Raw genomic sequence first — 19,274 nt, forward strand, 5'->3', positions numbered from 1 at the left:
AGGCTATAAGTTAATGTTGACTCCGAACGAGAAAACACGGGCGATACTCGTATAATTGTTGACGATTCCGTCAAAGGTCTGTACCGGGTTCAGCCCTTTGCGTTTGCTGAACAGGGCGACATTCTCTATGGCAGCATGTAAGCGGATGCCGCCGAGTTTCAATCGTTTGCTCCATGTGGCGGGCAGCCGATAGGAGAGGGTAATGTTCTTGATGCTTAGATAGTCGCCGCTTACAATATAGCGTGTAGATGCTTTCTGGCTGTTATATCCATTGATCGTTGCATCCAGATTCACTTGCGGAATACCCGATGGATCGAGACGGTTGGGCGATGTGGGCGTCATGCCTTCAGGGATTGCTGTCCATGCATTCAGTAAATCGGGAGTCAATGAATGTACGCCTACCGATGTCAGAGTCTGATAAGGCTGGTCGAAGACTTTGGAACCGCAACTGAAAATCATCAGGGCGGACAGAGTCAGGTCTTTCCAGCGGAGAGAGGTGGTGACCGAGCCGTTTATCTTCGGTAATGAACTGTCCGACCAGTCTTTGCGTGCATATCTCGGGTCGCCTGTATAATATTGTCCGTTGATGTCTACCCAACTGTCTGTCGGAATCGGATTTTTGCCTTCGGTGCTCTCTTCTCCGTTTACGGGTGTTTTTCCATCCTCTCCGGCAATGTAATAAGCGTTGAAGTCCGGCAGATATACACTGCGACCTGTCATCTGGTCTACGCCAGCATACTGGTACAGCCAGAATTCATAAATGCTGTGTCCCTCTTTGAACTTCTGGAAATCTCCGTTCGTAATTCCCTCTTCCCGATCTTTATCCGGCAGTTTTCCGATCTTGTTTTTCACTTTGGAAAGGTTCAAACCTACATTCCATTCCCATTCCCGGTTGCGGATGATATCCCCGTCGGCAGAGAATTCCCATCCTTTATTGGAAACGTCTCCAATGTTTCGCCAGACGGTGGAAAGGCCTGTCGATGAGTCAGTGGCACCGGCAGATAGTGGTTGGATAAACTTGAACAGCAAGTCGTCCGAATGCTTGTTATAGTATTCGAAACTTAGGTTCACACGGTTGAAAAGACGAGTTTCCAGACCGATATTCAGCGAAGAATTCGTTTCCCATTTTAGTTCCGGGTTTTCGTTCTGCACTTTGTAGTAAGCGGCTTCTCCACCGTTGACGGCAGAGCCGTAGAGAGACATCCACTGGTACAGGCCATTACTGCTTCCGAAGTTATCGTTTCCCACTTGCCCGTAAGAAACCCGTAACTTGAGGCGGTTCAGCCACGACACGTTTTTCAGGAACGCTTCGTTGGAAAGCATCCAGCCGATACCTACGCTCCAAAAGTTACCCCAGCGATGGTCTGTATGGAAGATGGAGGAACCGTCGCGCCGGAAAGAAGCTTCGGCAAAATAAGTTTCGTTGTAGTCATACCGGGCCCGTGTGAAGTGACCCTCTGTACGATAGGTGTCTTTATATCCCTCACTGTAAGTTGTGGTGGTGAAATTTGAAAGTTCGTCTATTCCGGGAAAGCTCTTATTCTTTTTCTGTATGGCGTCGAAATTAAGCTTGTAATCATAGTTCTCGTGCCCCACCATCCATTCTACGAAATGCCTGCCGAACTGGTGTTTCCATGCCAGTAGCTGTTGCAGGGTATATTCCTGATCGATCTTGCTGATAAAACCAGTGTCCTTGTAAGCGCCTATTTCCGCATTTCCGTATTGGCTGTCCTCGATATTGCGCAGGCTGATATTGCCTTTCAATGAGAATGTAAAATCGCGTAGGAAAGAAACGTCCACATAGGCATTTCCTTGCAAGGTATTGGCAGCGTTCCACAACTTGTTCTTTTCGCTTTCCCACAGTAGATGGCGTCCATTGCTGGCGGCATCCGATTCCGAACGGCTTTCCGAACCGTCATCATATTGTTTTCCGCCTTCTTCGTTCAGGATATAATCTCCTTTGGAATGAAGCAATGAGCCGTCGCTGGCAAATACATCCTCTGTATAGTGGAGATGCACCGGATAGATAGGTGCTATTCTCCGTGCAAAGTAAAATGCATTCGACAGGTTATTGGATTGCGCACTTCCGGCGGCTCCTACATCCCAGTTCGTTTTCTGGTGCGTGCCTCCGAGCGACAAGCCCGTTTTTAGCCATGGGCGTGGGGTGAAGTCAGCGTTGAGTGAGCCGCTAAGACGATTGAAATCACTTTTCCTGGTATATCCGTCTTCATTAAGATAGCCTAGCGAGAAACGGATCCGGCTCTTTTCATTGCCGGATTCTCCGCTTAGGTTGTATTCCTGGCGGTGACCGTTACGTGTGTAGGGAGAATACCAGTCGAGATCGTCCTTATATCCGTCCAATATCCGGGCGTCGGATACCAGATGACCGTTTGCGTCGAAAAGGGCATTATCGGCTTTGTTATAGATGTTGATTCCTACTTTGCTGATAATGTCATTGTTGGTGGCGATGGTCGCTTCTTCGGGACTACTGCCGTTGCTGATAAGCTGGTTGCGATACCCCTGCCACATCGTTTCCATGAATTGATTGGCATTCATACGTTCGTAATCACCCTGTCCACGCGCGCTGAAGCCGTGGCGAATGTCCAGTTGAAGGGAAACTCCCTGTTTCTTCGCCTTTTTGGTGGTAATTAAAATCACACCATTCGAAGCCCGGCTACCGTACAATGCGCATGAAGCAGCATCTTTCAGTACGCTGACGCTTTCTATGTCTGCCGGATTAAGATCGGTGATCCATCCCGTATAGGGCATACCGTCTACCACGTAAAGCGGCTTATTGCTTCCGTTCACCGAACTGTATCCCCGGATACGAACTTCCGCTTCGATACCAGGCTGCCCCACTCCGTCAATTATCTGTAGCCCCGGTACCGCTCCGTTGAGCACGGAGATAACAGAACCGACCGGACGCATTTCGATTTGCTTACTGTCCACTACGGAAACAGCCCCGGTAATTGATCTTTTGAGGGCAGTGCCATACGCCACCTGCACTACTACTTCATCCAGTTCGTTCACGTTCGGACGCAACCGGATTTCCATCATATTATGCCGGGCAGACACTTCGATAGTTTGGTATCCTATGTAAGAAATAACCAGCATTTGCTGTCCGGGGAGGGTTTGTTGGAGGGTAAACTTTCCATCCAGATCTGAAATACAGCCTTGCCGACTGCCTTTCACTGTGACGAAAGCACCTGTCAATGGTTCCCGGCTTTCCTCATCAATGATGATTCCTGTTATATTTTTTGTTTGGGCAAAAGCTAGGTTAATGGATAGAAGCATGTAAATACATATCACTCCTATCTTTATTAAAGTATCTTCTGTCCGTCCTTTAATAATTGTCATAAGTTGTATATCTTGACGTATTTGTTGATTTTGCTTGCTTATTTAAACATTTACAAAACTAATATATTATAATTAGTGTTATAATACATTGCCTCCATTTATGCAATTTTAACGGTGTAGACTGCTAATTATTAGCTGAATTGACAAATTAGATGCTTTTTCTTGTTCCATATTTTATATTATTTGCTCTTGCGGCTCGAGAGATAGAGGCTTCTTTCTTTTTTTCATTGCATTAAGTAGAAATCTCTCCCAAAACGTATTATAGTTCGTTAAAAAAGTATACATTGCACGGATTCTGGACATTTTTGGTGGATAATTGGAACAAAATTGCAAGGTAAACCCGTTTTCTTTTGCTATTTTTGCATCGTGTACGTAAACGAAGTGCACGTAGAATAGAGAACTTATTCAATAACTATAAATAAATAAGGTATGAAAACGAACTATGAAATTCGCTATGCTGCGCATCCGGAAGATGCAAAAAGTTATGATACAACAAGAATTCGCAGAGATTTCTTAATCGAAAAGATATTTGTCCCCAATGAAGTAAATATGGTATATTCCATGTACGACCGTATGGTGGTAGGTGGTGCGCTTCCGGTAGGAGAGGTGCTGACGCTCGAAGCGATTGATCCGCTGAAAGCTCCGTTCTTCCTCACCCGTCGCGAAATGGGTATCTACAATGTTGGCGGTCCCGGTATTGTGAAAGCAGGCGACGCAGAGTTCGAACTGGACTATAAAGAAGCTCTTTATCTGGGTTCGGGCGACCGCGTAGTGACTTTCGAAAGCAAAGACACTGCTCATCCTGCTAAATTCTACTTCAACTCACTGACTGCACACCGCAACTATCCCGACCGCAAGGTGACGAAAGCCGATGCCGTAGTAGCTGAAATGGGTTCTTTGGAAGGTTCCAATCACCGCAACATCAATAAGATGCTGGTGAATCAGGTGTTGCCTACCTGCCAGTTGCAGATGGGTATGACGGAACTCGCTCCGGGAAGTGTGTGGAACACGATGCCGGCACACGTACACAGCCGTCGTATGGAAGCCTACTTCTATTTCGAAATTCCCGAAGATCATGCTATCTGCCACTTCATGGGTGAGGTAGGCGAGACGCGTCACGTATGGATGAAAGGCGATCAGGCCGTTCTTTCACCCGAATGGTCAATCCACTCGGCTGCTGCTACCCACAACTATACCTTTATCTGGGGAATGGGTGGCGAGAACCTCGACTACGGCGATCAGGACTTCTCGTTAATTACAGATTTGAAATAACAACTACAATAGTTTTCCTAATTTAATAACAAAAAGAATTATGAATCAGTTTTTGAATTTTTCTTTGGAAGGTAAAGTAGCTCTCGTTACAGGTGCTTCTTATGGTATCGGATTTGCTATTGCTTCTGCATTTGCAGAACAAGGTGCTAAAGTTTGTTTTAACGACATCAATCAAGAGTTGGTAGACAAAGGTATGGCTGCTTATGCTGCAAAAGGTATCAAAGCTCACGGTTACGTATGCGACGTGACAGACGAACCGGCTGTTCAGGCGATGGTTGCTACGATTGCAAAAGAAGTAGGTACAATTGATATCCTTGTAAATAACGCAGGTATTATCCGTCGTGTTCCTATGCACGAGATGGATGCTGCTGATTTCCGTCGTGTAATTGACATCGACTTGAATGCTCCGTTCATCGTTGCTAAGGCTGTTTTGCCGGCTATGATGGAAAAACGTGCAGGTAAGATCATCAACATCTGTTCTATGATGTCTGAATTGGGTCGTGAAACTGTATCTGCTTACGCTGCCGCTAAGGGTGGTTTGAAGATGCTGACTCGCAATATCTGTTCTGAATATGGTGAATACAACATCCAGTGTAATGGTATCGGCCCGGGTTACATCGCTACTCCGCAAACTGCTCCTCTTCGTGAGAAACAAGCAGACGGAAGCCGCCACCCATTCGATTCATTCATCTGCGCTAAGACTCCTGCCGGTCGTTGGTTGGATCCTGAAGAACTGACAGGTCCTGCCGTGTTCCTTGCTTCTGAAGCTTCTAACGCTGTTAACGGTCACATTCTCTACGTAGATGGTGGTATTCTTGCTTATATCGGAAAACAACCGAAATAATAGCTGATAGAAGAAATTCCGGTAAGGTGATAGAATGGCAAAGAGCATCCTCTTTTCATCTGTCACCTTATTTTTTATTATTCCCTTTGCAGGAGCTATATGGCCGATTTATTGGACATATATGCCCAACGTGTTGAACATATAGCTCCAACATGCCGAATATAATAGCCTCTGATTTGCAAAGTATATGTTATTCATTCAATGTAGACTAATTATGAGAAAGATATTAATTCTGTTTGCTGTAGCCTTGATTGGTTTTGCTTCTTGTGCCGACAGCAAGCAGTCAATGACAGTCACAGTGACCAATTCTTTGGCTCTTGAACGGGCAGGGGAGATGGTTGAAGTGCCGATGAGCGATGTGGTCGCTAAATTGAAACTGGCGGATACGGCACAGATTGTGGTGCTTGACGTCGACGGTCAGCAAGTGCCTTATCAGGTGACGTATGATGAGAAGGTGGTCTTCCCCGTTACGGTAGGGGCAAACAGTGCGGTTACTTATACCATTCAACCGGGCACACCGGCACCTTTTGATGTCATTGCTTGCGGTAAATACTACCCCGAACGTCTGGACGACGTAGCCTGGGAGAATGATCTTGGCGGATTCCGTGCTTATGGTCCTGCTTTGCAGGCTCGTGGAGAACGTGGTTTTGGCTATGATCTTTTTACGAAGTATAATACTACGGAGCCGATTTTGGAATCTCTGTATGCTGAAGAACTTAATCCTGAAAAGCGTGCCAAGATAGCCGAACTGAAAAAGACAGATCCGAAAGCCGCTTCCGAATTGCAGAATGCCATCTCTTACCATATCGATCATGGATACGGTATGGATTGCTATGCCGTAGGTCCCACGTTGGGCGCCGGCGTTGCCGCTTTGATGGCAGGTGACACTATTATCTATCCTTATTGCTATCGCACACAGGAAATCCTTGATAATGGTCCGCTGCGTTTCACGGTGAAGCTGGAGTTTAATCCGTTGGTGGTCCGTGGAGATTCTAATGTGGTGGAAACACGTGTCATCTCTTTGGATGCAGGTTCTTATCTCAATAAAACTGTTGTTTCATATACCAATTTGAAAGAAGCAATGCCGGTAACTACGGGACTTGTGTTGCGTGAACCGGATGGTGCGGTTGTGGCAGATGCTGCAAATGGCTATATCACTTACGTAGATCCTACAACTGACCGTAGTGGTGCAAACGGTAAGATATTTGTGGGTGCTGCATTCCCTGCACAGGTGAAAGAGGCGAAAGTGGTTCTTCTTTCCGAAAAGGAAAAGAAAGATCGTGGTGGAGCCGACGGTCATGTGCTGGCTATCAGCGAATATGAGCCTGGTTCTGAATATACTTATTACTGGGGATCTGCCTGGGATAAGGCGGCTATCAAGACTCCGGATGCCTGGAATAAATATATGGCTGAATATGCGCAGAAATTGCGTACTCCGTTGGCGGTGGCATATTAATTAATGTGCTGAATTGCTTATACAGTCAAAAAAGAAGGATTGTCGAGGTGTGACGAAACGCCCTCTTTAATTTCTTTTACTCACTGAATACGCGATTCATTATTGAATATCATGCGTCTTTTCTAATAGATGAAGCAAAGGTTTCTTTTTATCAAAGGAACCTTTGCTTATTTTTATCTTTCTGAAAAAGAAAGAGAATTAAGAATGTGTCTTTCTGGAAAAGAAAGATAATGTCCTTGAGCTATCTTGTAAAAGCGTGTTGTTCGTAATATTCGTATGTCGTTCCGTCTTCTTTCTCTTTCTCACGAAGTTCATAGACTAATTCATTCTCTGTCATTGTGGTCACTGTCCACACTTCTGTGTAATTATCCTCTTCAGTGTCGATGAGAGTCAGCTTATTACCGGAGTAGCTCCATGTACCGTGATAATAATTAGTACTTCTGGAGGAGTTGTAGACATCTTTTTCTACATACGTACCATCTTCCTTTAACTCTATGGAATAACGGTTGGTTCCATTTACAAAATCTTCTTTAGAGTCACTTACCTTTTCACCATCTTCCCATTCTTGTGAAAGATAATACACTCCATTCCATGTTCCTAACAATAAATCGCGTGAACCGACAGCGTCATCGTCGTCATCGCCACAGGAATAAATGCTGAACGACAGTAATACTGCAACTATGCAAACGGTTGCTTTCCAGATTGTTTTCATAATAAATTGTTTTAATTGTTTGATTTTGAGATGATTTGTTTTTATGGGATTATTTGATAATCGTTTCCACATGTCCATTCTTGAAGAATAGGTAGAACGAGCTGGAATACATCCATTGCACTTCTCCATTTGATTCTTGAATAGTCTGCGGTTTGCCGAAGGCCAGCAGACATTCATCTTCCGTCATGCCTTTCACCGGCTTGTTGATACTGATTTCATTCCAGTGAGTGATTGGTGAAAGTTGGTTCGTTACGATGAAGTCGAACATTTTATTCAATACTTGCGATTCCACCTGTACGAAGTCATCCATGATTTCTTTGTGAGATGCTTTCTTGTCCGGTTGCAGCTTCTCCATGGGAGTGATTTTTTTCATTATCACTGCTGATGATTCTATCCGTATATTGGAAAGATAGTAGACCAGCTTGCCGTCTTTTACTTGAAACAGGGCTTTGCAATAGTAAGTATTCTTCTGATTTGAATCTGCTTGCGAGGCAAGTATCAGATCGCAACTGAAGTTTTTAGCCCGTACGTTTACCTCTGTGATCCCTTCCCGTAGCTGCGGACAGACATTTTTGACGGTCCATAACAGTGCATTAGCGTAGATGTTCTCGTCATGCATGCTGCTGAAAGGGGTAAATCCGCTGACCACATATTTATTGCCGTCTGCACTGACGGGATAGCTCTTTTTCTGTTCGGTGAAAGTCTGTGCTATCAGCGGGATAACTCCCGTCAGCAGATACATGATTGCCAGAAATTGTCGTTTGGTCATCATATTCCGTTATTTTTAAGAAAACAGCATCCACGGCCCTTTTTGCGAAGAGAAAAGATCGTGGACGCTGAATAAATAATATGGTTTATTGAGGTTTGGTTGTCCTTAGAAGGTAATACCTAGACGAATCATAAAGTTACTGGTCTTGAATCCGTCGGCATCGCTGAATGTATCTATGAATCCGCGCTGATAGGTGAGATCCAGGTTGAAACGGTCGTACCAGACTCCTACACCGATATTCATACCGGCATCGAAATGATTGTAGTCAACTTCCATGTAATCTGCGTAATCTCCCCAACTGATGCTCTCTCCGTCTGCTTTCATTTTGCTCGTGTAATCGTAGCTGGCAAAGACTCCTACATGCGGGTCGATATGAACATTGTCCGCCACTGCAAATTTCCATCCGAATGTGAACGGAGAGTATTGTATATTATGAGCCATGCACTTCGTGTCTTCCACTTTGAAACCACGGGAGCCGAGTCCAAATTCCATTCCCCAGTATCCTCCTGTGCTGCCTAAAGGCTTCTGGTAGCCAAATGTTGCGTTATATCCGATGTTTGAGTCAGCTCCTTCGGCTCCGTCACCGGAGAAGTTCATGATATTCAAACCTGCACGCAAGAACCATTGTGTGCTGCTGGCTTGCTTCTCTGTTTTGACGATTGCACTTCTGGATGATACGATTTGCGCTTGAGTTCCTACGCACAATAAGAGTGCGGCAATCATTGATAGTACTTTTTTCATTGTTATTTATGTTTTAGTGATTAATTCTTATTCTTAACGACAGGTGCTATCTGGCTTTTTCCATCCGTGGGTGATAACTTCTGCAGACGTATCCATTCATAATCGTCCTGGGTGGCAGGATGCCAGTTGACAAAGATGCCGGGATAACCTACTACTGTAACCGTGTATCCCCCTGTTTTTTCATTATCTTCCACTTTGAAAGTGGCTCCCATGATGACATCGCAGTTGTATTTGATGGTGGACAGATACGTCCCCCATGCACGGATGTTGTCAAGTTCTCCTTTCATGGCGATCTCCACTTCCTCTTTGCTTAGTGTCCATTCATCCTTGATTCGTCCCTTATCTTCCAGTATTTTCACCTCGACAACTGTGGGTTTGACACAAACTTCAGTAACTGCATCGCCTGCACGTGCCTGTGCATCACGAAACTTGAAGACCGTCTTTTGCGCATGGGCTCCGACGGCACAACCGACAACCAGAGCAATAATCAGAAATAGTTTTTTCGTTTTCATGTCCTTTTGTGATTATATGTTAATATGCCTGCAAAGGTATGCGAAAGGAGTATACTACCGGGTGAAAGCATAGTTCCAAGAACGATACGGAATTGTATCCTATTTGGATACACTGGGGAAGTTTCCGGTATTGATGCTGTCGGAAAGATCGCGGAAAAAATCATGGCCGAGGATGCAGGAGATGCGCCAGAGCAGGTGGATGTCGATATTCTCTTTTCGGAATATCTTGTAAACATTGGGGCGTGTGCAGCATAGTTGGGTAGCGAACCAGGTGACGGTGCGTCCCTGTTCGTGAAGCGTGCGTTCAATAAGTTGTCCCGCATGAATCATGTGCCTATTCTGCTTATGTGTGTCCCCCAGACTCCCGTTGGGCGGACAATTCAATCTATTGTTGACAGGAATATATAGAAAAGGCGTGGGAATCTCTCACCTTCGTCCGTTCCGTGTTCAAGGCCTTCGCAATGCCAACTATCGGGAACGAACAACGCAGAAAGCCCACGCCGATATGTACAACACCCGTAGCCTCCCTTTGTTTTCCAAAGTGAGGCACGGATGTATATAAATACACATCAGGAGGACGTCTTTGTTGCTGTTAGTCATTCCGATAGGTCAAAGTTTGCGAAGTTCTGAACACAAATGACAAACGCTTGTAAACGTCTTCTCAATATAAACGTCTCTCCCTCGCCACCCGGAGGCTTTCTGCGGAAGAGACCGTTGCAAATGTATAAAAAAATACGGTTGGAAATGGTAATGTGAATCAGAAACTTTTTGAATGCAGGTTGTTTTGCCCTCTTTTTGCCCTTTACCAGGCGAAATGCGGTTGCACTGGCATCTTGTAAGAAAGAGGAGGGATCTTTCAATTTTGGGCACGAAACGGGCTTTAAACTACAAAAGCCGGGGCATAATACCTCGGCTTATATTTTTTTTCTTATCAGGGAGCTTTTTTATTCATCAGAAACCTTTTCTTTCTTATCAGGAAGCTCTGCTCTTTTCGAAGTTTCTGTTTTTTCAAAGATTATAACACCTTGAATTCATAACCTTCCTCTTTCAGGAACTCGATGGCACGGGGAAGTGCGTATTGCAGGTTACCGTTGTTCCATGACTTCAGCGAATCGTGGAAAGTGATGATAGAACCGTTTCGCGCATAGCGTTTCACGTTGTTCAGCACTTGTTCCGGGCGCATCCGCTTACTGTAATCGCGGGTCACGAGATCCCACATAATGATGCGGTAATGATAGCGCAACGTATAATACTGCCTGAATCCCATGTGTCCGTGTGGTGGACGGAAGAGATCGGAATGAATAATATCATCTACCTTTCTGGCATTTGCCAGGTAATCCGGATTGGAATATTCAAATCCACGGATGTGGTTGAAAGTATGGTTACCGATGCGGTGTCCGTGCTCTACCACCATCCGGTATTCATCCGGGTGTTTGCGTATATTGTCGCCTACCATGAAAAAGGTAGCTTTAATATGATGCTTTTCCAGTATTTCCAGTACCCAGGGAGTTACTTCGGGGATGGGGCCGTCGTCGAAAGTCAGATAGACTGCCCGCTCATTCGGGTCCATCCGGAAGATAGCTTGTGGATACAACGCCCGGAAAAGCCAAGGTGGTTGTTCTATAAACATGAGAGTCTGTGTTTTGAAGTATTAGGAAATAAGTATTAAGTATTATACCTTACGGAAAACATGCCGGAAGCTACGTTAATACTTAATACTTATTACTTCATACCTAAATTATTTCCCTTTCATTCTCGTCACGTACTCGTTGTATAGCTGATCGAGTTGCGTAGAGTAATGTTTTGCGAGTTCTTCTGATTTGTATTTTTCCATTAGGCGGACTTCCGCGTCAAGCAAACTGGCGTTGTACACGAAGTTTTCGCTGGCAATGGCAAGCTGGTTATCGTTCAGGCTAAGATACCAGATCATGTATTCGAGCGACTTGTTGGCAAGCTCGTCGATAATCTTGTTGGCTTTCTCGTTCTGTCCCAGTTGATAATAAGACTCTGCCATTTGGAAGGCGCCATTTGCCCAGTCATACGGTACGTTGATTGCCGGAATCATCTTTTCGGCGTAATCGAGTGCAGCGAGTGCCTTGTCCTTCTTACCTTCTTTGATAAGCTGTCCTACGAGCTGCGTGAAGATACGGCGGTGCGTGTAGCACATACGCATCACGTTCTCGTCGATGTAGATACCCGGCTTGTCGATACCGCCGAACTTGAACTTGTTCATCAGGTTGTCGTACATCTTTTCACTGTCGATCTTGCTGTCCAGTTTGTCCGTATCGAACGGAGTGAAGCGGTAGGCGAGACCCTCCTGTGTGAAGTGGTTGCCCATGCCCAGATGGTTTTCGCTTCCTACGGTGATTGCCATATAGATAGGACGTTCCCAGTTAGCGTTGGCAAGCATTTCGAGCATCATCAGCTCACTCTTGTAGAGGGCGCGTTTCGGGTTGCCGTTGGCGTCTCTAAGGGTGATTGTCATGTATTCGGGGATAGAGTCGCCCAGAGCTTCCGGTATTTTCATGCCGGAGCGGCGTACGGCTTCCTTATCTATCTTCATGACGATGCTGTCCGTAGGGATGAGCGGAAGCTGTATCTCTTTTCCTGTCTTCTTGAGAAGTTCTTTCAATTGGTCGTTCTTGCCAAGCATCCAGCGGTTGATGATTTCCTTCAGTTCATAAGGATTCTCACCGAAGATGGAGTGAACGAGCGACAATATGGTAGTGTCTCCCTGTGCAGCCAGTTCGTTTGCCTGTTTGAAATAGCTGTCGATAAGAGCTTTCATTTCCGGACGGATAGAGATATATTCGTTTTGTCCTTCCACGTATTCCACACGGTCCCAAGTGATAGAGAGTGACGGAGAATCGTAGGCCGGACGTTTCATCTGGTCTATATACCAGTCTGTTTGCAGGTAACTTAAGTTACAGGTGCGGGCATCCGTACGGAAACCTTCCGTTTCCTGATTGTACCACAATGGGAAGGTATCGTTATCACCATTGGTGTAGATAATCGGGTTGCCTTCTTCCTGCAAAGTCATCAGGTAGTTCTGTCCGAAGTCGCGGGCAACGAAGCGTCCGCTGCGGTCGTGGTCATCCCATGTCTGTCCCGCCATCTGGATGGGGACGAACAAACAGAGCACTGAAGCCAGAACGGCTGCCGGAAGTTCCTGCATCTTGGCATAATCTCGCAACATGCGGATGATACCTGCCACTCCCATACCTACCCAGATGGCAAAGGCATAGAACGAACCGGCATACGCATAGTCTCGTTCACGGGGTTGTGCAGGAGTTTGGTTGAGGTAGAGCACGATAGCGATACCTGTCATAAAGAACAGGAAGAATACCACCCAGAATTGCTGGATACCTCGCTGGCTATGGTAAGCCTGCCAGAAGAGTCCGATTAAGCCGAGAATCAGCGGCAGACAGTAGAATACGTTGTGTCCTTTATTGTTTTTGAGATCTTGCGGAAGCAATTCCTGGTTACCTACCAGTAGGTTGTCGATAAACGGAATACCGGTGATCCAGTTGCCGTGCTCAATTTCTCCGCTACCCTGTATGTCATTCTGCCGTCCAGCAAAGTTCCACATGAAGTAACGCCAGTACATGAAGTTTAGCTGGTAGGAGAAGAAGAATTTGATATTTTCCCATTGGGTAGGCATGTTTACCATCACCATCTCTCCACACTGGTCGTAAGGAACGTCATATCCCTTGATGTCTACCCATTGTTTGTAGAGCGGTGCGTGTGACGAACTGTACATACGCGGGAAAAGCATATTCTGTGCATATTCGTATTCCACACGTCCGGGAAGTTCGATATAAGAGTCTTTTTCGTCGGGCGAAGTCTTTTCCTTGCGGACAAACTTACTTCCTGCTTCCGATTGGCGCGGAATACAATAGCCGTCTTTTATGTCAAGTGCCACTTTCGAAGAGAAAGCAGGGCCGTAGAAGAGCGGACGGGTTCCGTATTGTTCACGGCCGAGGTATTCGCCCAGGGTGAATATATCCTCCGGTGAGTTTTGGTCCATCGGAGTGTTGGCAGTAGAACGGATAACGATCAGTGCGTAAGAAGAATACCCGATTACGATCATCATGGTGCACAGTAATGCTGTGTTCATGGTGCGGGCGGTGATACGCCATCTCTCTTTGATTTTAGCCTGTACACTCGGAGCAAGATAAAGTCCCAATGCGGCGATAACCAAAATACCGATGATGATACTGCTGGCTCCGTGTCCGTAGAATGGGATACCCAGCAAAGCGATCGTCAGGATAAAGGAGATAGCCATGCGCGCTTTGTTTTTTTCGGTGTAACTTTCGTATACACCCCAAATCAGAGCGGCCGCAAGCAGAATGATATAAACCACTACGCCCGAATTGAATGACATTCCGAGTCCGTTGACGAACAACAACTCGAACCAGCCGCCTACTTTCACAATACCCGGTACGATGCCGTAAAGCACGGCTGCAACGAGTACCATTGAGCCGAATAACGCAATTAACGAACCTTTGGCGGTAGCGTTTGGAGTTTTCTTGTAATAGTATACCAGTACGATGGCGGGCAGACAAAGCAAGTTCAGCAAGTGAACACCGATACTCAATCCCGTCAGATAGGCGATGAGGATAATCCAACGGTCGCTGTGCGGCTGGTCGGCTACGTCTTCCCATTTCAGAATCAACCAGAAAACAACAGCGGTAAACAGGGAGGAGAAGGCATATACTTCACCTTCCACGGCCGAGAACCAGAATGTGTCACTGAATGTATAAACCAGTGCACCGATCAGTCCGCTACCCATCACTGTGATAAGCTGTCCTTTGGTGATATTGTTTTCGTCAGTGATAATCAGTTTGCGTACCAGGTGGGTGATGCTCCAGAAAAGGAACAGGATACAGGCGCCACTCATGAGGGCACTCATGTAATTCACCATTTTAGCAACAGTTGTTACGTCGGAAGCAAATTGAGAAAACAGATTCGCCACTAGCATGAAGAAAGGCGCGCCGGGCGGGTGTCCGACTTCCAGTTTATAGCCGGTGGTTATGAACTCCGGGCAATCCCAGAAACTTGCGGTCGGTTCTATTGTCAGGCAGTAGACGGTTGCCGCAATGATGAATGTAAGCCAACCCATAAGGTTGTTTACGGTTCTGTACTGTTTCATTAGCACTATCGTAGTTTATTCGTTAAAAACAAATTATGAGGTCGCAAAGATAGTGATTTGTAAGGATAATGAGGAAGAAAGTAAGAAATATTAAGTAACAAAGGGGTGATTTACTATCTCTTTCACTCTTCCGGAAGGCAGCAGAGAGGGAAGATACATTTTAAAACAAGGAAGCCGTATATCTATATAGAGTCTATGGCAACTTTAATGATGGTGATTATGCTCTCCTAAAACCCGGTGAGGCAATGTACCGTGTCCCAATAGCTCGATAGGGCAGTTGAAGTTCCTTTCCAGCCATTCGGTAGTAACGCCTGTATCCGGATGGTAATCCAGCGTTTCGTTGACACAGGCGATGGATTTTACCTGTTGCAATACAGTGCCGATGTCGTGACTGACAAGGATAATGGCACATTCTTTATTGATTTCAGCCAATAACTCATAAAGGCGTGCTTCGAAACGCTTGTCGATATACGTGCTGGGTTCATCGAGAATCAATACCGCAGGGTCGGAGATGATGGCACGTCCCAACAGGGCACGTTGCAGCTGCCCGCCGCTTAATTGCCCGATAGAACGGTGTTCGAGTCCTTCAAGCCCCATGCGGGAAATAATCTGTTTACCTTTCTCTTTCTGTTCGGGAGTAAATCGTGAAGTGAGCGATTTTTGTATGCTTAATCCGGATAGGATCACTTCTTCCACGGAAATAGGGAACTTCCGGTCTATACTGTTGTATTGAGGCAGATAACCCAGGAAAGTAGAAGTGGTTTTAGTAGATGCTTTTTCAGGAGTATGGAATATAATTTCCCCTCCGGTTGGCTTCAACAGACCGAGGATGCACTTTATAAGCGTCGTTTTGCCGCCTCCGTTCGGACCTATAATACCTAGAAAATCCCGTTCGTAGATGCTTAGATTAACATCGTGGAGAACAGTGCGACCGTCATATCCGGCGGAAAGATTCTTTATTTCGATTATTGGTTTCATCGTTGGAAATGGCTTGATGGGTTCTTTCTTTATACATTTATTTTGTTGCAGCCTGTGGCGCGAGGGCTTTGGCTACATTCAGCATTTCTTCTTCCCAGTCGTAACTTAGCGGATTGATAGGGATCACTTTCGTTCCGGTTTGCTGCGCGATGGTTTCCGCATTGCGTTTGTCAAATTCCGGTTGAACAAAGATTACACGTACATCTTCTGCCTGACACAGGTCTATCAAGGCTTTCAGATGGGCGGGAGAAGGTTCTTTGCCCCCTTCTTCGATGGAAATCTGATGCAATCCGTAGTCGCGGGCGAAGTAGGAGAGAGCCGGATGATAAATCATGAAGGCTTTGGCTGCTTCGGGAGCGGAGAGTTGACGGCGAATCAGGCTGTCGGTGTGCTGGATACGCTGGCAGAGCGAATCGTAGCGGTTTCTATAGTATACCTCATTTGTCTTATCCAGTTGGCTAAGGGCTTTGTAGGTGTTTCCTGCAATGATTAAAGCATTACCGGTGGAATTCCATACGTGCGGCTCTACAGCATGGATATGCCCGTCGTGGCTGTTATGTCCGTGGTCGTGGTCATCATTGTTGAGTATGAGGTCGATTCCTTTGGAGGTGTCGAACACTTGAATATGGGGGGTATTGTTCATTAAGCGATCCATCCAGGTCTGTTCGAAGCCGATGTATCCGATGCGGAAATAGGCTTTGCTGTCTCCCAGAGACACGAGTTGTTGGGGGACAGGATCATAGGTTTCCGGGCTGGAACCTTTGGGGACCATGCTGACTACTTTAAATTTATCTCCGGCAATAGCTTCCGTGAAATAACGTTGCGGTTCCAGGGTGACGGTAATCACCGGTTTTGCTTCGTCATCGTTGCTTGCTTGGGAAGAGCGTCCTGTGCAGGCTGCCATTAGGAGGCAGGCACTAAGGAGGAAGAGGGTTCTCATATCTTTTAGTTGTTTTTTCATGACTTCTTCTATTTCGGGGGTTCTTTTTTATCTTGTTTCTATTCTTATTTTCGGGCCCGTAATATTTCCCGTTTACCACCCGGAGGTCCGGGCAGACGTTCTACTGTGAATCCGGCTGTCTGTAACATCCGGCGGACGACACCTTTGGCGCAGTAAGTGGTCAGGATGCCGTCTCTATCTAATAAAACGTAGAGGCGGTTGAATAGTTCTTGCGACCACATTTCCGGTTGCTTTTCCGGTGCAAAGGCATCGAAGTAAATGAGGTTAAATGAAAGATTCAGGGCAGGTGATTCGGCGTTGGTTACGCTATCATTGATATTGCTCATTGTTCGTTCTCTGTTCTCAACCCATTTGTTTACGTCTGTCTCTACTTTCCGTAGGGTGAAGTGTGGAGTGAGTTGCACGTCTTTCTCCCAAGGTGATGTATGAAGTTGCTTAAACAATTCGATAGCCGGTTGCTGCCGGGCGGTCGTCGTTAATTGTTCATCATTGGAGATATATCCTAATTGCTCTATCGTCTGCCATTCCAGTGGATAGAGTTCCAATCCTGTATAGTGTATATTCCGTCTGCTTCTTTCTGCTTCTTCAAGGGTGAGCCAGGCGTTTAGCCCTGTCCCGAAGCCGATCTCAAGAATATGTGGAGTAGTGGCGGAAGAGGCTTTAAGTCCCATATCGATGAAAATATGTTGAGACTCCGTGCGTGCCCCTTTCGTTGAATGATAATGTTCATTCAATTCCGGAACAAACAGGGTAGCGCTCCCGTCGTCGGTTTTCTCAATAATCCTTTCCATCATACAATCTCTAATGCTTACTGTCTAACGTCTAATACTTTTTACCTGATATTTAAAATCCTTATCCTGCTATAGCGTCCCAGGCACTTTCGAGTGCATACAGGAGAAGAATATAACGTATCAGTTTGCCGACAAACATGGAAACTATGGTGAGCCATGTGTTGCTTCGCATAAATCCCAGTGCAATGGCTATCACTTCCCCAATGGCGGGAAGAAAGGTGAAGAAGGCCATCAATGCTCCTTTCCCTTGCAGGAATTTCACCATTTTGTCTACTTTCTCTTTCTTTACCTTGAAATATTTCTCGATCCAACTGATTTTGCCCAGACGTCCCATGTAGTAGCAAGTCATTCCGCCTACTGTGTTGCCCAGAGTGGCGGAGATCAGACAGGCTATCGGGGGCAGACCGAGTTTCACCAGTGCCACCAGTACCAGTTCGGAACTGAAAGGCACGATGCTCCCAGCCAGTAAAGCCGAGATGAATAATCCCGGGAGTCCCCATTCTATGAGGAGTTGTATCGTTGAATCTATAAAAGCGTCCATATATTAAAAGCGAATAAGAGGATGAGACCGACCAATGAAATGATGAAAAACACATTCGAACTTTTACTATTGGTCAGTACAAAGAAATGTCCGATCAGGATGCTGTTGCTTATGATAAGCAAAGGCAATAGGGCACTGCAATATATCGGTTGCAGGGCAATCAGCAGGAACAGGAAAATCGTCAGGTCTATCAGGAATTGGAGATAGGCGCGTGTGCGTATCTTATCCTCAAATCCGGCGGCGATGCAATGGACGGCACTGACGATGAACATCACCAACAGATAGCCGAGTATTGCCAGTTCCCAAGGCTGGAGGATTTGCAGGTTGAAGAATTCCCCGATAGTCAGTAGCTGATTGAAAGGGCGATAGAACAACTCCATCTCATTGTAGAAGAAGGCGTGTCCGAACAGCATCCAGTATGGCAGCATCCATCCGAGCAGCGCACCGCAGAAACTACGCGGAGTGAGCGACTGGAAACGGTAGGCTTCGAGCAACCAAAGCACCGAGAGGATGGTGAACTGTGGGAACAGAATACTTCCCGCTCCGATAAAGAAGAAGGAGTAGAATAAATAACCCGCAGCTTGTGTTTGCTGATAGCTTTTAAACAGAAAATAAATGGAAATGAGAAAGCCCAGGGCAACAATATCTCCTGTATATAGGTAATGCATTTTCGGGCAGACGGTGACCAGCAGGAAATAGATAGCCGTCTGCATGGAAGCCCTCATACGGATAATGCTGAACTGATTGTTCAGCTCTATCAGAAAGTAACCGATGGTTGCATAAATCAGGAAGCTGACAATCCGGTCTGCCCACCCCGGAAGCAGAAAATCGCGGGCGGGTTGCCAAGCAGAAGGGCTGCCTTCGAGTACGGTTGAGGCTATGGAACCGGGAAATAAAAAGTAAGTCAACACCCAGCATAGGGCGCAGATAAAGATAACGGCAGGCAGGGTCCACCGTCCTGCCGTCACTTGACTTTGTAGTCTTTTATTTCTCATGAGTTTATTACTTGTTATCTCTTGATACTATAGGTACATTCGGTTGATATTCCGGATATTAATATCCTGCATGCTTGATGTTAACAACCATCCTGTCAGCTGTTAATACCTGATTCCTTAAGTATTAACAATTGTCGTCTAAACTATTAATACTTGATAACTCAACTATTAATGCTTGACAAGTCAATGATGT

General features: G+C 45.9%; 17 protein-coding genes. 4 read left to right on the forward strand and 13 right to left on the reverse strand.

The window, feature by feature from the left end; all coding sequences use genetic code 11:
• Positions 1 to 3: 3 nt before the first annotated feature.
• On the reverse strand, positions 4 to 3,357 hold the full coding sequence (locus tag DXA54_RS10645) for a SusC/RagA family TonB-linked outer membrane protein (protein ID WP_120079442.1): 3,354 nt from the start codon (positions 3,355 to 3,357) through the stop codon (positions 4 to 6).
• Between the two features lie 429 nt (positions 3,358 to 3,786).
• Here DXA54_RS10645 and kduI point away from each other — a divergent pair, with 429 nt between their 5' ends.
• The 3 genes from kduI to DXA54_RS10665 all read left to right on the forward strand — a co-directional run bounded on the left by kduI (position 3,787) and on the right by DXA54_RS10665 (position 6,929).
• On the forward strand, positions 3,787 to 4,629 hold the full coding sequence (gene kduI / locus DXA54_RS10655) for a 5-dehydro-4-deoxy-D-glucuronate isomerase (protein ID WP_120079444.1): 843 nt from the start codon (positions 3,787 to 3,789) through the stop codon (positions 4,627 to 4,629).
• A 40-nt stretch (positions 4,630 to 4,669) separates the two neighbouring features.
• A complete protein-coding gene (locus DXA54_RS10660) occupies positions 4,670 to 5,473 on the forward strand; it encodes a gluconate 5-dehydrogenase (protein WP_004307808.1) in 804 nt (267 codons plus the stop codon).
• A 214-nt stretch (positions 5,474 to 5,687) separates the two neighbouring features.
• Positions 5,688 to 6,929: a DUF4861 domain-containing protein gene (locus tag DXA54_RS10665; RefSeq protein ID WP_008647016.1), complete on the forward strand. Its 1,242-nt coding sequence runs from the start codon at positions 5,688 to 5,690 to the stop codon at positions 6,927 to 6,929.
• 241 nt (positions 6,930 to 7,170) lie between these two features.
• Here DXA54_RS10665 and DXA54_RS10670 read toward each other — a convergent pair whose 3' ends face one another.
• The 5 genes from DXA54_RS10670 to DXA54_RS10695 all read right to left on the reverse strand — a co-directional run bounded on the left by DXA54_RS10670 (position 7,171) and on the right by DXA54_RS10695 (position 9,993).
• Positions 7,171 to 7,641: a lipocalin family protein gene (locus DXA54_RS10670; protein ID WP_032849540.1), complete on the reverse strand. Its 471-nt coding sequence runs from the start codon at positions 7,639 to 7,641 to the stop codon at positions 7,171 to 7,173.
• 49 nt (positions 7,642 to 7,690) lie between these two features.
• Positions 7,691 to 8,410, reverse strand: coding sequence for a hypothetical protein (locus DXA54_RS10675; RefSeq protein ID WP_369746128.1), 720 nt, complete (start codon positions 8,408 to 8,410; stop codon positions 7,691 to 7,693).
• 105 nt (positions 8,411 to 8,515) lie between these two features.
• The gene (locus DXA54_RS10680; protein ID WP_120079446.1) at positions 8,516 to 9,151 is read right to left on the reverse strand and encodes an outer membrane beta-barrel protein; all 636 of its coding nucleotides are present in this window, start codon (positions 9,149 to 9,151) and stop codon (positions 8,516 to 8,518) included.
• 20 nt (positions 9,152 to 9,171) lie between these two features.
• Positions 9,172 to 9,663 carry a hypothetical protein gene (locus DXA54_RS28195; RefSeq protein ID WP_004307812.1) on the reverse strand — a complete coding sequence of 164 codons (492 nt, stop codon included), beginning with the start codon at positions 9,661 to 9,663 and terminating at the stop codon, positions 9,172 to 9,174.
• Positions 9,664 to 9,762: 99 nt separating this feature from the next.
• Entirely contained in the window at positions 9,763 to 9,993 is a 231-nt protein-coding gene (locus DXA54_RS10695) for a hypothetical protein (RefSeq protein WP_004296881.1), read from the reverse strand.
• A gap of 19 nt (positions 9,994 to 10,012) precedes the next feature.
• On the opposite strand from DXA54_RS10695, the gene DXA54_RS28200 reads away from it, so the two are divergent.
• A complete protein-coding gene (locus tag DXA54_RS28200; protein WP_128858092.1) occupies positions 10,013 to 10,225 on the forward strand; it encodes a hypothetical protein in 213 nt (70 codons plus the stop codon).
• Between the two features lie 453 nt (positions 10,226 to 10,678).
• Here the strand turns inward: DXA54_RS28200 and DXA54_RS10710 are convergent, their stop codons facing one another.
• From DXA54_RS10710 to DXA54_RS10740, 7 genes are all read right to left on the reverse strand, one after another.
• Positions 10,679 to 11,293, reverse strand: a complete 615-nt coding sequence (locus DXA54_RS10710; RefSeq protein WP_004296883.1) for a polysaccharide deacetylase family protein — start codon at positions 11,291 to 11,293, stop codon at positions 10,679 to 10,681.
• A gap of 108 nt (positions 11,294 to 11,401) precedes the next feature.
• Positions 11,402 to 14,815 (reverse strand): DUF2723 domain-containing protein, encoded by a 3,414-nt coding sequence (locus DXA54_RS10715; protein WP_120079448.1) that lies wholly within the window; start codon positions 14,813 to 14,815, stop codon positions 11,402 to 11,404.
• A gap of 204 nt (positions 14,816 to 15,019) precedes the next feature.
• Complete coding sequence (locus DXA54_RS10720; protein ID WP_004307814.1) at positions 15,020 to 15,793, reverse strand: metal ABC transporter ATP-binding protein; 774 nt, start codon at positions 15,791 to 15,793, stop codon at positions 15,020 to 15,022.
• Between the two features lie 37 nt (positions 15,794 to 15,830).
• Positions 15,831 to 16,754, reverse strand: coding sequence for a metal ABC transporter solute-binding protein, Zn/Mn family (locus tag DXA54_RS10725; protein ID WP_004307815.1), 924 nt, complete (start codon positions 16,752 to 16,754; stop codon positions 15,831 to 15,833).
• Between the two features lie 44 nt (positions 16,755 to 16,798).
• Positions 16,799 to 17,545 carry a tRNA (5-methylaminomethyl-2-thiouridine)(34)-methyltransferase MnmD gene (gene mnmD / locus DXA54_RS10730; protein WP_032851885.1) on the reverse strand — a complete coding sequence of 249 codons (747 nt, stop codon included), beginning with the start codon at positions 17,543 to 17,545 and terminating at the stop codon, positions 16,799 to 16,801.
• Between the two features lie 61 nt (positions 17,546 to 17,606).
• Positions 17,607 to 18,086 carry a YqaA family protein gene (locus tag DXA54_RS10735; protein WP_004296698.1) on the reverse strand — a complete coding sequence of 160 codons (480 nt, stop codon included), beginning with the start codon at positions 18,084 to 18,086 and terminating at the stop codon, positions 17,607 to 17,609.
• On the reverse strand, positions 18,071 to 19,081 hold the full coding sequence (locus DXA54_RS10740) for a hypothetical protein (RefSeq protein WP_004296699.1): 1,011 nt from the start codon (positions 19,079 to 19,081) through the stop codon (positions 18,071 to 18,073). Before DXA54_RS10740 ends, DXA54_RS10735 begins: the two co-directional genes overlap by 16 nt.
• Positions 19,082 to 19,274: the final 193 nt, after the last annotated feature.

Origin of the sequence: Bacteroides sp. OF03-11BH (assembly GCF_003604005.1) — a bacterium.
GTDB classification, from domain to species: domain Bacteria; phylum Bacteroidota; class Bacteroidia; order Bacteroidales; family Bacteroidaceae; genus Bacteroides; species Bacteroides ovatus.